This window comes from Enterococcus sp. BWB1-3 (assembly GCF_016745275.1).
GTDB lineage: Bacteria > Bacillota > Bacilli > Lactobacillales > Enterococcaceae > Enterococcus_L.
This window is the reverse complement of record NZ_JADOEP010000019.1, coordinates 35,225-48,809: the sequence shown is the minus strand read 5'-3', so window position 1 is coordinate 48,809 and position 13,585 is coordinate 35,225. Positions and strand designations below refer to the sequence as shown.

At 37.8% G+C, this 13,585-nt stretch carries 15 protein-coding genes and 1 pseudogene; 4 read left to right on the top strand and 12 right to left on the bottom strand.

Translation table 11 applies throughout. From position 1 onward, the window contains the following. Window positions 1-787 precede the first annotated feature (787 nt). On the bottom strand, window positions 788-1,018 hold the full coding sequence (locus tag IW492_RS12875; RefSeq protein ID WP_202068046.1) for a helix-turn-helix domain-containing protein: 231 nt from the start codon (window positions 1,016-1,018) through the stop codon (window positions 788-790). Window positions 1,019-1,721: 703 nt separating this feature from the next. On the opposite strand from IW492_RS12875, the gene IW492_RS12870 reads away from it, so the two are divergent. From IW492_RS12870 to IW492_RS18115, 4 genes and pseudogenes are all read left to right on the top strand, one after another. After that, window positions 1,722-2,354: a hypothetical protein gene (locus tag IW492_RS12870; RefSeq protein WP_202068045.1), complete on the top strand. Its 633-nt coding sequence runs from the start codon at window positions 1,722-1,724 to the stop codon at window positions 2,352-2,354. Window positions 2,355-2,724: 370 nt separating this feature from the next. Then, complete coding sequence (locus tag IW492_RS12865) at window positions 2,725-2,907, top strand: type II toxin-antitoxin system HicA family toxin (protein WP_202068044.1); 183 nt, start codon at window positions 2,725-2,727, stop codon at window positions 2,905-2,907. A gap of 35 nt (window positions 2,908-2,942) precedes the next feature. Further along, a complete protein-coding gene (locus IW492_RS12860) occupies window positions 2,943-3,401 on the top strand; it encodes a type II toxin-antitoxin system HicB family antitoxin (protein WP_202068043.1) in 459 nt (152 codons plus the stop codon). Window positions 3,402-3,574: 173 nt separating this feature from the next. Beyond that, window positions 3,575-3,799, top strand: a pseudogene (locus IW492_RS18115) (transposase); the annotation flags it as partial. Between the two features lie 166 nt (window positions 3,800-3,965). On the opposite strand, the gene IW492_RS12850 reads toward IW492_RS18115, so the two are convergent. The 11 genes from IW492_RS12850 to IW492_RS12800 form a co-directional block, all read right to left on the bottom strand. Beyond that, on the bottom strand, window positions 3,966-4,262 hold the full coding sequence (locus IW492_RS12850) for a DUF1292 domain-containing protein (protein WP_202068041.1): 297 nt from the start codon (window positions 4,260-4,262) through the stop codon (window positions 3,966-3,968). Between the two features lie 41 nt (window positions 4,263-4,303). Beyond that, window positions 4,304-4,732, bottom strand: coding sequence for a Holliday junction resolvase RuvX (gene ruvX, locus IW492_RS12845; RefSeq protein WP_202068040.1), 429 nt, complete (start codon window positions 4,730-4,732; stop codon window positions 4,304-4,306). Beyond that, window positions 4,729-4,998 (bottom strand): IreB family regulatory phosphoprotein, encoded by a 270-nt coding sequence (locus tag IW492_RS12840; protein ID WP_202068039.1) that lies wholly within the window; start codon window positions 4,996-4,998, stop codon window positions 4,729-4,731. The genes ruvX and IW492_RS12840 overlap by 4 nt, the downstream gene beginning before the upstream one ends. Window positions 4,999-5,359: 361 nt before the next feature. Next, window positions 5,360-6,298 carry an ornithine carbamoyltransferase gene (argF, locus tag IW492_RS12835; RefSeq protein ID WP_202068038.1) on the bottom strand — a complete coding sequence of 313 codons (939 nt, stop codon included), beginning with the start codon at window positions 6,296-6,298 and terminating at the stop codon, window positions 5,360-5,362. Then, window positions 6,291-7,445, bottom strand: a complete 1,155-nt coding sequence (locus IW492_RS12830) for an acetylornithine transaminase (protein WP_202068037.1) — start codon at window positions 7,443-7,445, stop codon at window positions 6,291-6,293. Before IW492_RS12830 ends, argF begins: the two co-directional genes overlap by 8 nt. Beyond that, window positions 7,442-8,194, bottom strand: coding sequence for an acetylglutamate kinase (gene argB, locus IW492_RS12825; protein ID WP_202068036.1), 753 nt, complete (start codon window positions 8,192-8,194; stop codon window positions 7,442-7,444). Before argB ends, IW492_RS12830 begins: the two co-directional genes overlap by 4 nt. 22 nt (window positions 8,195-8,216) lie before the next feature. After that, window positions 8,217-9,410, bottom strand: a complete 1,194-nt coding sequence (argJ, locus tag IW492_RS12820) for a bifunctional glutamate N-acetyltransferase/amino-acid acetyltransferase ArgJ (protein WP_202068035.1) — start codon at window positions 9,408-9,410, stop codon at window positions 8,217-8,219. Window positions 9,411-9,423: 13 nt separating this feature from the next. Then, window positions 9,424-10,452 (bottom strand): N-acetyl-gamma-glutamyl-phosphate reductase, encoded by a 1,029-nt coding sequence (gene argC, locus IW492_RS12815; RefSeq protein ID WP_202068034.1) that lies wholly within the window; start codon window positions 10,450-10,452, stop codon window positions 9,424-9,426. Between the two features lie 229 nt (window positions 10,453-10,681). Further along, complete coding sequence (locus tag IW492_RS12810) at window positions 10,682-11,380, bottom strand: DUF554 domain-containing protein (RefSeq protein ID WP_202068033.1); 699 nt, start codon at window positions 11,378-11,380, stop codon at window positions 10,682-10,684. Window positions 11,381-11,513: 133 nt separating this feature from the next. After that, the gene (locus IW492_RS12805) at window positions 11,514-12,527 is read right to left on the bottom strand and encodes a lipid II:glycine glycyltransferase FemX (protein WP_202068032.1); all 1,014 of its coding nucleotides are present in this window, start codon (window positions 12,525-12,527) and stop codon (window positions 11,514-11,516) included. A gap of 223 nt (window positions 12,528-12,750) precedes the next feature. Further along, window positions 12,751-13,557, bottom strand: a complete 807-nt coding sequence (locus IW492_RS12800) for an MBL fold metallo-hydrolase (protein ID WP_202068031.1) — start codon at window positions 13,555-13,557, stop codon at window positions 12,751-12,753. Window positions 13,558-13,585 lie beyond the last annotated feature (28 nt).

Sequence of the window (13,585 nt, the reverse complement as noted above, 5' to 3'; positions counted from 1 at the left end):
TTACAGAAAAAAATATATTCTCCACACTACTAACTATCAATCTTTGCTGATTGCCTTATGGTGGTCAGTTTTTTTATTTTTCATTTCCCTATTTAGAAGAAATAATCATGACAATTGTCCAGTGTATTGATCGCTTCAAAACCAAGCTATGCTTCTAATCCAAGAAATGTACAGCCTATCTGTATTACATATAAGACTACTGGATAGGCGACGAGCATTCGAAGAAGCGTAGGAGCAAGTTCTTGTATGACCTTAAGACATTCGCCAGTATAAATGCATTGCATACCAGCCTGCTAGCTTGTTACTGAGTAAACAAACAGGACTAGCCATCCCACTAGCATCAGTGAGACTGACAATTTTGCTCAAGAAGACCCTCGTTAAGCTTTATCCATCTAGTCAATATTAGAATCGAAAGAAAGAACAGTTTAAAAACTGGCATAACACTTAAATTTCTAAACGAATCATATTCATTATCGTATTCAAACGAATAATAGAAAAAGCTAAGTCCTTATGTATCAAGGGCTTAGCTCATATATTCTTACTTTTCTTCTTCTTCACTCATGAATGATAGCCAGATTTCACTAGATTTTTAAGGGTATCATCTCATTAATTAAATCAAAAATAGAAGAAGAAAAACAGCATTGAATATCAACAAGTATTTTACTGTTGGCATTCAAAATGGCATTCACTAAAAATTTTCATAAGCTGCGGCGCTTATACATAAGGCTACAACATAAAAAGGATGGTAAAGGGCCATCTTTTTTTGTACCCACATTCAAGGCTTACCCTATTTCTTCGTTAATTTTATGATTTTTGAAATATCATCAATTTCCAAAGCATCTGCGATCCGTTCGATATGTTCTAAATAAATCTTCTTTCGTTTTCCATTCGCAAGGTTACTTAAATTTGATGGTTCTATGCCGGATAGCCTCGCCAATTCTCTTAATGACATATTCCTTTCAGCCAATAGCTTATTTATTAGTATCTCCACTTTTATTTCATGATGATCTACACCCATTAGAATTTCCCTCATATCCAAAATTTTGTTGTCTGTATGAACATGATATAGTAAGATATTCCTGTGCTGTTGTTTATATAGACATGGGTTTTAGTAGTATGGAGGTGCGGACAATAGAAGAACAGCAAGGCAAAACGGTTAAAAACAAGCAACCGGTTAAAAAGATTACTCACCAGGATATTTATACCTTGTACGACCTGGTGGAACACTCAATTCATGGAAAGAGCCGCTAAAACTATTAGAAAGCTTTTTCAGCGATAAGAAGCGGCCAGTTAACAAGCAGCAACTAGCCAAATAATACTATGCACAGGCGAAAATTTTCAATGCTTTCGTTGCCGATTTTCATGACTTAACCAATAAAATAGACGATCAAATATCTAGTTTAAGACGAAGCGAAAAACTCTAAGGAATGCAAAGCGTGCCGGATGAACCTTACTCAAAAACAGGAGTGAGGTTTTTCTGTATGCGACTGTATATATAAAATAAAAGTCAGGATTTGTCAGGTTCTGGACATTTCAACGTTCCGATTGAAAAGGAGCGTTCCAAAAGAAAGAAATGTCTATAAATCCCTTTACTTTAGGCTTTCTATCCGTGTTGTTTTGAAATTAGACTGTGTTTGTTTTGTGTTTCGTTTTGAAATGTTATACTATTCCTATCAGCAAGTAGTTTGCTGAAATATACTTGATTGAAATGAAGTGTTCCTATGGGCTTATTTGCTTTAATTATTTCGGTATTATCCTCCGCTCTCTCGTTATACACTTTTGCTAACCAGCACTTTAACAGACTTTATCGTTTAGGGATATCGGCTGACAACTTCATGCCAAACATAAAAGAAGAGATTCTCTTTGCCAGGATTACTTTTATCAATGAATCATCTACGCCTTTAACTATTTATGATACAAATATATTAGACGAAAACGGAAAAATATTTGCAGGAAATGATGGTCAATTAATCTTTGAGAAACGTACTGTTTCATCGTTTTTCAGAACTGGAATTTCCGTTATGACAGATGAATCTACATCATTGTTGCCAATTACGATAGCTCCATACTCTTATTCTTCCAGTTTCTACGCTTTTTTCTTAAGCGGTGAATCCGCAGAGACGATATACAACAAAAGCACTTATTATTTAGAAACCGAAACATCACACGGTCTTTTCGTAAATAAGCTAACAACTTTTAGTTTTAATTTTGAATACGAAACTAGATACAATAAGTCAAGACTTATGCGCATTTACTGGCATCAATCTAAATGGAGAAAATTCTTTAACCCAGAATTCCAAAATAAGCTAAAACTGCCAAAACTAGTGAAAATCAAGAGAAACAAAGAGCAATAGCTACCACTTATAGTACTTAAATATCAGGTTTTATCAGGGTTATGAAATTCCTGTCCATTTGAAAACCAAGTTTTGCTAAGTCCGCTTAATTTACTATTTATTTTAAAAGTTAAGTTTTATTAAGTCCCATACGTGAATGAATATGAGGTTCTAAAGAATATGAATGTTAGCCTATACGGATGTCTTACACCCCCTTCAATAGAAATTACCATAAAAGTCTAGCAACATTGTAAACACGGTTGAAAAGGGCATAAAATACACGGGACAGACATTTTTGTCCAACACGATAAAATCAACATTTTCAGTAAATCCATTGACAAACACGTGCAGCACGTATACAATGATAGATGTCAGGGGGTATACGTGCACAATGCCAATGACACAAAAAGAACTGGTTAAACTTCTAGTAGCCAACGGAGGCGTAGAAGTCAAAGGCGGCAAAGGCTCACACGTTAAGGTGAGGTATCCAGGAGTTAACCGACCTATAACTGTCCCCCAAAAGATCAAGAAGGGGTTAGAAATGGGGATATTGAAACAAGCTGGGCTTAGATAGCCCGCTTGTTCTAAAACGATGGGAGGAGAATAAGAATGTTAGTAACTTTTCCAGCATTATTTTACTTTGAACCAGAAAAAGACGGTTATAGCGAAGGGTATTCCGTCTTTTTCCCGGATTTTGAGAACTTCGGCGGAACTTGCGGCGATACGGTTACAGAAGCAATGTATATGGCTTCTGATTGGTTAGGCATAACTCTGGCTGATGATATAGAAAACGGCCGGAAAGTCCCTACACCGTCACAAATCAGCCAGCTATCACTTGTTGGGAATAACCCTTTTAAAAATGATGAAGAGCTTAATTATACTTACGATCCGGAAAAATCATTTATATCAATGGTCAGCGTGGATGTTTCTGAATACTTAGATAGCCAAGAGCCTATTAAAAAAACTCTTACCATCCCAAAATGGGCTGATAAACTAGGCCGGGAGATGCACTTAAATTTCTCTAAAACTCTCACCGATGCCATTGCTGATAAAAAACTCAATGTATAGAATTTAGTCCCCAGCTTCTTAAGATGTTGGGGGTTTTTGTACCCTACTATAGTAATTTCAATCTTAGCATTTCTAAGGGCTCTATACTTTATGATGTTGGTGAGAAATCACTGGCATCTTTTTTAGAGAGAAAAATTTTTCTTATTTCCACCAATCGCTTCTGGAAGATGTCTCTTCCAGAAAACTATCAAAAAACGATACAAACCTTCAAAAAAATGTCAAAGAAGATTAAGCGATCCCTTGAACAACCTTATTCTAACGGCCCTTTGGAAAGCTTAAACAATCATATCAAGGTACTCAAACGCAATATTTATGGATTCAGAAGCTTTTATAACGTCAAACTCAGGATCAATCTCTGCTTTGGCGAAGCGCATTTCAAACTGAACAAAAAAGCCTAGAGAAAATTTCTCTCTAGACTCGACTCTATTTCTCTCGATTTTTCTTACCAACATTCGTTGACAAAGTGCCACTTAAATTTCTAAACGAATCATATTCGTTATCATATTCAAACGAATAATAGAAAAAGCTAAGTCCTTATATATCAAGGGCTTAGCTCATATATTCTTACTTTTCTTCTTCTTCACTCATGAATGTATTGAACACTTCTTCGATCATATCCCATTCAGCATCTGTTTCGATCTGCTGCAGTTCACCTTCTGTGCCTTCTTCATTTTCAATATATGCGTAAGCCTGTAATTCCACATCTTCATCTTCAGGTACGCCGGCTGGATATAGAAGAACGTAATTCTTACCAAATTCTTCCTGTCCGTCAACAGTTAGAAGAATTTCATACAAAGTTTCATTCCCCTGTTCATCTACTAACGTAATATGTTCATGTCCCTCATGATTATGCTCTGTCATTGTCGTTCTCCCTCTTCTATAAATAATTTGGAAACATACTGTTACGCATTTTTTCCTGCACCGTCCAAATAATTTTGCAGAATCATTACAGCTGCTACCTTATCTATCACTTTTTTTCGTTTTGCACGAGAAGTATTTGCCTGTTCAACCAACATACGTTCTGCCTGAACAGTAGTTAACCGTTCATCCTGAAAAACAACCGGCAAGTGAAATCTTTCCTCGATTTGTTTTCCATAAGCCATGGAGGCCTCAGCTCTTGGTCCGATAGAATTATTCATATTCTTAGGCAGACCAACCACCATTTTGGTCACTTCGTACTCTTTGATCAGTTCACCTAAACGATCAAAACCAAACTCCTGTTTTTCTTCGTCGATTCGAATAATCTCTATACCTTGTGCCGTCCATCCCAAAAGGTCGCTGACAGCAACTCCAACAGTTTTTGATCCAACGTCCAACCCCATCACTCTCATCGAAGGTTGATACCATAACTTGATAGATAATGCTTTACAAGTTCCTCCATGATTTCATCCCGTTCATGACGGCGAATTAAATTCCGCGCATCTTGATAACGAGGAATGTAGGCCGGGTCTCCAGAAAGTAAATATCCCACAATTTGATTAATTGGGTTGTAACCCTTCTCTTCCAAAGCCCGGTAGACAGTTGCCAACGTCTCGCTTACTTCTTTCTTACGACTTTCATCAAAGTCAAAACGTACTGTTTCATCTGTAAAACCCATTTATCTACACCTCTTTTCTTTCATTACATACAGTTTCATTCTACTAGAAAGTAATTAAAACTACAAACAAAAATTCTTCCAATATAAACTAATATAGATAAAATTATTAAAAGAACAGCTAAAAAATCTGCATTTCTATTATATCTTATAAATTTCATCCTTCAGTTCTCTTTGCTCAATATCCTCAATCGGTTCATTTTTTTTGAGATAACCAGAGCTATCTAGCTTTTTATTCACTTTCAAGCCATTATTAATAAAGAAATTACCTATTCTCAAAACTTCTGGAAACAATAAAAAAAATTCGGAAGTCCTGTTTTCTTCCGAATCCTCTGCTGGTTAACAATATCTAATTTTTCCACGTCTACTTCTCTTTTGCCATCAGTTTAACCAATAAAGCTTTCTGCGCATGAAGACGGTTTTCAGCTTCCTGATAAATGTAAGAATGATCTCCATCTATCACCTTTGAAGATACCTCTTCTTCTCTATGAGCCGGCAAACAATGTAAAAACATATAATCGGATTTTGCCTGCTGAACAAGTGAGTCGTTAACCTGATAATCGTGAAAAATCTGTGTACGCATCTCTTGTTCTCCTTCATCTCCCATACTTGCCCATACATCTGTTACCACAACATCTGCATTTTTTACAGCTTCATATGGATCATCAGTTATAATAATCTGACTCCCTGAGGTGTTTGCAATTTTCTGTGCCTGTTCGACATATTCCGGGTTAGGCTGATACTCTTTTGGTGATGCAATGGCAATGTCCATACCAACGATGCTTCCGCCAAGAAGATAAGAGTGTGCCATATTATTTCCATCACCAACATAAGCAAGTTTAATACCTTTCAGCTTATTTTTTATCTCAAAAATAGTCATAAAATCTGCAAGAACCTGACAAGGATGATGATGATCCGTCAGTCCATTAATAATAGGAACGGAAGACTCTTTTGAAAATTCCTGAATCATCTGATCTGAAAATGTACGAATCATGATTCCGTCCACATAAGAAGAAATGACTTTTGCAGTGTCCTTAACTGGTTCTCCCCGCCCCATTTGCGTACTTTTAGTATCCAGAATAATTGCCTGACCGCCAAGCTGAATAATACCTGCTTCAAAAGAAACTCGGGTACGTGTACTGTTTTTTTCAAAAATCATAGCCAAGATTTTACCTGATAATACCGTCTTGTATTTTTCTGAATCTTTTTTCATACCAATTCCCAGCTGTATAATCTCAATAAAATTTTCCTCTGTCAGTTCAGTTAAATCCAACAGACTTTTTCCATATAGTCCTTCAGTCATTTGCTATCTCCTCCAATACTCGACAGATTTTGTCAACTCCTTTTGCCAGATCCTTTTCTGTGATTGTCAGCGGTGGTAAAAGCCGCAGAACATTACTTCCTGCTTTCAAGACCAGTACACCAGCTAATTGTAATTTATCAATGGCCTGCGCCAAAATCTGACTGTTTATCAGTTCGATTCCGATCATCAATCCTGTGCCTCTTACCTCATTTACTACCCTATTTTCTTTTAATCTTGTGGAAAGCTCGTCAATTGTCTTCTTGCCTTTTACAGCTACATCTGATAAAAATTCTTCCTGATTAATCAGATCGATTACGTTCTCTGCAATGCTCATTGCCAAAAGATTTCCGCCAAATGTAGAGCCATGGCTGCCAGGTCCGAAAGAAGCTGCGAGTTCTTTTTTTCCAAGCATTGCACCAACTGGAAAACCATTCCCCAACCCTTTGGCCAATGTAATAATGTCAGGTACAAGATCATAACCATCTGACGCATAAAAGGTACCCGTCCGACCAATTCCTGTTTGTATTTCATCAACAATCAGCAGACTCCCATTGTCTTGGCAGACTGCTTTCAGTTCTTTCAACCATTCCTGTTTTGCGGGTATAACACCGCCCTCTCCTTGAATAACCTCTACAATTACAGCAGCAGTATCATTATCAAGATGTTCTTTAAGACCCTCAAGAGAATTGTAAGGAACATAAATAAAGCCTGGAACCAGCGGATGATAGTCTGCATGAATTGAATCCTGACCTGTGGCACTCATTGCACCAAATGTTCTCCCATGAAATGATTGAAGAAAAGAAATAATTTTTGTTCGACCTGTGGCTTTTCGAGCAAGTTTAATAGCTGCTTCATTCGCTTCAGCTCCGCTGTTACAAAAATAAGCAACATACTCTTTTCCATCAGCAAGCTTCTCAGCAACTCTTTCCTGCAAACTATTCTTATAAAGATTTGGAATGTGCCAGACTTTTTGCGATTGCTCCTGAAGTGTCTGATTCAACACAGGATGATTATATCCAAGGTTGACAACCCCAATCCCGCTGGTTAAATCCAAATAACGCTTTCCCTGAGCATCCATCAGGCTGCATTTATCTCCTTCAACAAATTCAATGCTTTTTCTAAGATAGTTTGGAAACAAATAACTCATATCGCTACCTTCTTTCCTATTATGACTGTTCCTTTGCTTAAGATATCATTAGTAATATGTACAGTCCCCACACCTTCTTTGATAGCTTTTTCCGTACCTTTTATTTTGGGAATCATACCCCCGGTTATCACTTGTTCCTCAATCAGCGACTCAATATCGGAAATCCGCAATTCTTTAATATATTCGTTTCCGTATTTGATTCCTGCAACATCGGTTAACAAAAATAATGTTTCTGCCTTTAATTCCGAAGCAATCTGACAGGCGGAATCATCGGCATTAATGTTCAGCCACTCTCCAGAATCAGTTATTCCTAAAGGAGCAACGATCGGAATATAATCTTTTTCAAGTAAATCAAGCAGTAAATCTGTTTGGATATCGATCACTTTCCCTACATGACCCATGGTTTGTTTATCCAGATACTCACCTAAAATAATTTTATTGCTTGATGTATTCAAGCCCACAGCTGAAAGATTTTCCTGCTGAAAACGGACAGTGATCATGGGCTGTACCTGTCCAATCAATACCATTTGAGTGATTTTTAATACTTCATCCGTCGTTACCCGCAACCCATTTTTATAGTAGACGGGAATATTCAGGCAATCCATCATCTCAGAAATATAGTGCCCGCCTCCATGGACAATAATAATTTTTTTTCCTTCTGCCTGCCATGCATGAATCTGACTGAAAAATCCTGGAGTCAATGTGTCTCCGGCTGCTCCCCCGATTTTAATAACTATTAAAGCCTTCATCTTTTTGTTCCTTTCTTCTATCTCATGTATGATAGAGTGCATTTATTTCGACATACTTATAAGTAAGATCACAACCCCAGGCTTTGCCGGCAGCCGCTCCTTCGTGAAGATCAACAGTTATTGTAATGGTTTCCTTTCCCAGCTTTTCCTTCATGACTCGTTCGTCAAAGTGCTGCGGCTGGCTGTGGAGTAATACTGGCTGACCCTCTATAAAAATGTCAATATTTTCCGGATTAACGAATGGGTCAGCATAACCAATTGCACAAATGATTCGGCCCCAGTTAGGGTCTGCACCAAACATCGCAGTTTTCACAAGAGAGGAGCCAACAATTTTCTTGGCAATCATTCGCGCAGACAACGGATCTTTTCCATTCGTTACTGTTGCTTCAATTAACTTTGTTGCACCCTCTCCATCTTGTGCAATCATCATTGCCAATGTTTTCATCACTTGATAAAGCATTTCCTGAAAAATTTCATATTCCTGAGTATGCTCCTGTATCTCTGAGATTCCAGAAGCTCCATTTGCCATGAGCAAAACCATGTCATTTGTGGAAGTGTCTCCATCCACAGTAATTTGATTAAAAGTTTCGTCAGTTATTTTCTTTAACATAGTCTGCAGCAGCTCTCTGGACATTGCCGCATCCGTAGTGATGAAAGCAAGCATTGTTGCCATGTTTGGATGAATCATACCAGAACCTTTTGCCACACCGGACATCTTTACCCTTCTATTTTCAATAACTGCTTCAAGAACAATTTCTTTTGTTCGTGTATCGGTGGTTAAAATCGCTTCATGAAAAGCGGGTGCTTCTCCGCCTGTTTTATTTAAATGAGCAATTCCATTTTCTATTTTATCCATGGGCAGTTCCTGCCCGATAACTCCGGTCGAAGCCACAGCCACTTGGCTGCTGGAAAGACCGAGTTGTTTTGCTGCTATCTTCTGCATTTCTTTTGCATGAGTCAAACCGGCTGCTCCTGTACATGCATTGGCATTTCCTGAGTTAACAACCACTGCCTGCAAGGAATCTGAAGCAAGTACCTCTTTGGTAATTTTAATTGGTGCGGCCTGAACAGCATTCGTTGTAAAAACGGCAGCAGCTCGAGCAGGGTATTCTGAATAAATCCAGCCAATATCTTTTTTCTTCCGTTTCAATCCACTATGGTATCCGTCAGCGTAAAATCCCTTTGGTGAAGCGATGGTTCCATCTATTTTTTTCATACTCACTATCTCCCTATGGATATATCGGCACTTGCATGAGTCCATCTGTTTCAGAAAAACCTGCAAAAAGATTCATATTCTGAATCGCCTGTCCGGCTGCCCCTTTTCCTAAATTATCAATAACTGTAACAATTGTTGCCATCTTCATTTCCTTATTTACTGCAAGCCCGATGTCACAAAAATTTGTGCCCGCAACCTGCTTAATACAGGGAAAGCATCCCTCTTCCTGAATTCGGATAAACGGTTTTTCCATATAACATGATTTGTATAGATTCACCAATTGTACACAACTTAACACGTCCTTCAACTTAACATAAGCAGTCACAAGTATTCCTCTTGTCACCGGAATCAGGGAAGTCGTAAATTGAATTCCCTTTAGTTCAGGTGCCCAGTGTTGGAATTGCTGAACAATTTCAGGGATATGCTGGTGCTTATTCATTTTATAAACACTCATGTTTTCATTTACATGTGAAAAATGACTGGAAGCTGACATTCCTTTCCCTGCTCCAGAAAGACCAGATTTTCCATCTATAACAATTGAATCCAATTCTGCCAGCTGATTTTGCAACAATGGGGCAAGTGAAAGCTCAGAGGCTGTAGCATAGCATCCGGGATTTGCAATAAACTTACTGTTTAGATTTTCTCTAAATTCTGCAAGTCCATAATCAAATTTTTCAATTGAGGAAAAATGCTGAGCATCTGTTCCATACCATTTTTCATAAGCTCCAGCCTCTTTTAAACGAAAATCACCAGAAAGATCTATTACAGGAAAATCATTTTCTATAAATGGTAATGCAAGTTTTTTTGAGATTCCAGATGGTGAAGCTAAAAAGACTAGGTCGCTCTGATTCATTATTTCTTCGGGATCAACCGCTGTTAGCTTCATCGACAGTATTCCCTTCAAATGAGGATACTGCTGATCAACAGCCTGCGTTTCAGTTTGACTATGAATCGATATTATCTCTACATGAGGGTGATTGACTAAATAACGAATGAGCTCCAAACCGCCATATCCGGTTGCTCCAATAATGGATACTTTCATTTGTTTTAACCCTTTCCTTTTCGTTTTAATAAAAGACATGTTTTTCACATTATAGTTTTATACAGGGAATTCGTCAATGGTTTTTTATTAATTTATATAGATAAAAAGGAAAAATATACATCAAAACCCTATTCAAATGCATATTCATGCCGAATGTGTATTTTTTCATGCAAAAAAAGCTGATCAGGTTCGCCCCGGTCAGCTGTATATTGAAGTAGCTTCATTTTATTTACATGTAATATTGACAGATTATAATTGCTGCTAAAATAAGAATACCCGGTAAATAATTTGATACTCTGATTTTTGTAATTCCAGCAATATTCATTCCAATCCCCAAAAACATCAAGCCGCCGATTGCACTGATGCCGGCCATCAATTCATCCATCAAAGGGTCTGGAACATATTTAATTAATACGCTCGCAAAGATTGTAATCAATCCCTGGTACAAAAATACCGGAATCGACGAAAAAAGTACGCCAACTCCCAGAGAAGCTGTCAGCATAATCGCCATGAACCCATCCATTACAGCTTTAGTATAAAGCGTTTGATGATTTCCTGAAACACCACTTTCGACAGCTCCTATAATTGCCATGGAGCCAATTAAAAAAATCAGTGAAGCAGTGACAAAGCCCTCTGCAAAATTACTTCCTGACTTAGCAAACCGTCGTTCAAGATAAAGTCCAAACTGATTCATTCGATCTTCAATTCTCAATGACTCACCGACCATTGCTCCCAGACACATGCTGATTAAAACGAGAATAAATGATTCCGACTTGATTGACATCTGAATACCCAAAAGAATTCCGCCTAATCCAACTCCTTTTGTAACTGTATCCTTCGTTGCCTCACTTAAATTGCGTAAAACCGCACCCGCCAAACTCCCGACAACAATTGCCAGTCCGTTGACAATTGATCCTAACAAAATCATTTAGTCCCCTCCTGTAATAAAAAGGCATGAAATCAATCAGGCGCCCCTGACTGATTTCAGCTGTAAACATCATTTTGATCAATCGCTCTCTCATTATAACATTAATTTTTCTGAAAATTACAAAAATATTGATTTATTTTTCCTGATTCAAGAACACTTTATAAGCCTTTTGATCATAGATCTTGTCAATTTCACCAATAAATTCTTTCGGCGGCTCCGGACGTACAAACCCATTTTTAAACTGATATAAGCCATCCTCATTGTTTAAACTGAATACTCCGCCAAAATCATAGCCGTCTTTCTTCTCTTTAATTGCCCATCTGATTCCTTCCCAGTTCACTAAATAGGGTGCCATCAAACCTTGATTTTCATGGGTGCTTCCTGCATACATATACCAGACCTTCCTTCCAGATATGAAGCAAAGTCCGCCGGCATCAGGTACGCCATCAATAAAAACAAGGATAATCTTCATTCTGCCGCAGTCAAGAAATGCATCTGCCAATCGATCAAAATAGTCTTGAGGTCTATAAGAAATCTTGTGCCGTTCACTAGTCATGGCATATAATTTATAAAAAATGTCCAAATCCTTACGGTTAGAAGAGACTTTACTCTCCAATCCCTTTTTTTCGGCATAGCGAATACGGTATCTGGTTTTACTGTAAAATCCTTCCAATACCTCTTCTTCTGATTTTCCTTCTAAATTGACAACCATGTTATATCTTGGCTGAATCGTGTCTTTCCCGCCTAATTCCCGATTCCTTACAATAAATCCTGCTGCTCTCAAACTCTTGTTAATTTCCTCACAGTAAAGAAATTCAGGATCCATTCTTAATAGAAAAACCTGCTGCTTTTTCAATTCTGTTTCTGCTTCACGGACTAGTCTGTTTATATATTCTAAAGAAAATTCATTCATCACCGGTCCCTTTGAAACGTAGGCAAATTTCTTTTCTCCAATATTTTTAACCATTAACACAGACATCGCAGCAACAATGTCACCTTCTTCTTCTAAATAAACATATAGAGGTTCCCAGTTATTTTTCACATAGCTCCATCCTGTTTCCTGAGTCACAGAACTGAACGCTGCATTTCGAATAAATGTATCATGTGTTTCCATTTCCGAATGATTTGTACTGTTGATTATAGGCATATATTTTTTCCGTCCTTTTTTCGTATCATTTACAAATAAATAATACGAAAACAAGCTTAGACATACCTTAAAACTGTCAAACTTCTAAAAATCGGACAACAGAAGTAGATATCAATTTTTCCCATACAAAATACCCCTATCTAGGATTTTATTATTTCTCTGTCCTAGATAGGAGCAGCATATCACTTATGTCGCACCTTCATTATGCATTCTGTTTAAATTATTAAATCGAAAACAAATCTGTTGCTGATTCGGGGTCAGTATCATAAACATTGAACGTGTGACCGACACCAAGTCCATACTCTTTCAAAATAGAAGTCATTGCCATTTGCGCCAATTCCTTCATATTATTTTCCTTGCTCAAATGTCCAAGATAAACTCGTTTTGTATGAGCACCGATCACATCAGCCATAACCAACGCACCATCATCATTTGACAAATGCCCATGATCCCCTAAAATACGTTGTTTCAGGCTCCATGGATAGGCACCGGCACGAAGCATTCCCAAATCGTGATTGCTTTCAATCAGGTAGGCATCTGCATCTCGCACAGTCCCCCGGAGATGATCGCTGCAGTAGCCTGTATCTGTCAAAATAACGAAGGATTTATTATCCTTATAAAATCTATAAAATTGAGGAGCTGCCGCATCATGAGAGACACCAAAGCTTTCAATGTCCATATCACCTAACGTCAGTACCTTTCCCATTTCGAAAATATGCTTTTGCTCCAGTTTCACATTGCCAATCATTGAATCCATGGCCTGCCAAGTTTTTTCATTGGCATAAACATCCAGATTATACTTTCTCGCCAGTACTCCTACCCCATGAATATGATCTCTGTGTTCATGAGTGACCAGAATAGCATCCAGCTCTTCCGGTTTACGGTCTATTTCAGATAATAGTGATGTGATTTTCTTACCGCTTAACCCGGCATCTACCAAAATTTTCTTTTCCTTTGATTCTATAAAAAGGGAATTGCCTGTACTTCCGCTGGCAAGCACACTGACATTAAATGCCTTTTCCTGCTTCATTTTTCCTACGCTTCCCTTCCTTTAATCT

Coding starts and splice junctions, on each gene's coding strand:
- argC (WP_202068034.1), bottom strand. CDS start 10,452: ATGAAAGTATCCATTATTGGAGCAACCGGATATGGCGGTTTGGAGCTC.
- IW492_RS12840 (WP_202068039.1), bottom strand. CDS start 4,998: ATGGGTTTTACAGATGAAACAGTACGTTTTGACTTTGATGAAAGTCGT.
- IW492_RS12810 (WP_202068033.1), bottom strand. CDS start 11,380: ATGATTTTGTTAGGATCAATTGTCAACGGACTGGCAATTGTTGTCGGG.
- IW492_RS12860 (WP_202068043.1), top strand. CDS start 2,943: ATGTTAGTAACTTTTCCAGCATTATTTTACTTTGAACCAGAAAAAGAC.
- IW492_RS12850 (WP_202068041.1), bottom strand. CDS start 4,262: ATGACAGAGCATAATCATGAGGGACATGAACATATTACGTTAGTAGAT.
- IW492_RS12805 (WP_202068032.1), bottom strand. CDS start 12,527: ATGCCTATAATCAACAGTACAAATCATTCGGAAATGGAAACACATGAT.
- argB (WP_202068036.1), bottom strand. CDS start 8,194: ATGAAGGCTTTAATAGTTATTAAAATCGGGGGAGCAGCCGGAGACACA.
- IW492_RS12875 (WP_202068046.1), bottom strand. CDS start 1,018: ATGGGTGTAGATCATCATGAAATAAAAGTGGAGATACTAATAAATAAG.
- IW492_RS12870 (WP_202068045.1), top strand. CDS start 1,722: ATGGGCTTATTTGCTTTAATTATTTCGGTATTATCCTCCGCTCTCTCG.
- IW492_RS12830 (WP_202068037.1), bottom strand. CDS start 7,445: ATGAGTTATTTGTTTCCAAACTATCTTAGAAAAAGCATTGAATTTGTT.
- IW492_RS12800 (WP_202068031.1), bottom strand. CDS start 13,557: ATGAAGCAGGAAAAGGCATTTAATGTCAGTGTGCTTGCCAGCGGAAGT.
- IW492_RS12865 (WP_202068044.1), top strand. CDS start 2,725: ATGCCAATGACACAAAAAGAACTGGTTAAACTTCTAGTAGCCAACGGA.
- argF (WP_202068038.1), bottom strand. CDS start 6,298: ATGACTGAAGGACTATATGGAAAAAGTCTGTTGGATTTAACTGAACTG.
- argJ (WP_202068035.1), bottom strand. CDS start 9,410: ATGAAAAAAATAGATGGAACCATCGCTTCACCAAAGGGATTTTACGCT.
- ruvX (WP_202068040.1), bottom strand. CDS start 4,732: ATGAGAGTGATGGGGTTGGACGTTGGATCAAAAACTGTTGGAGTTGCT.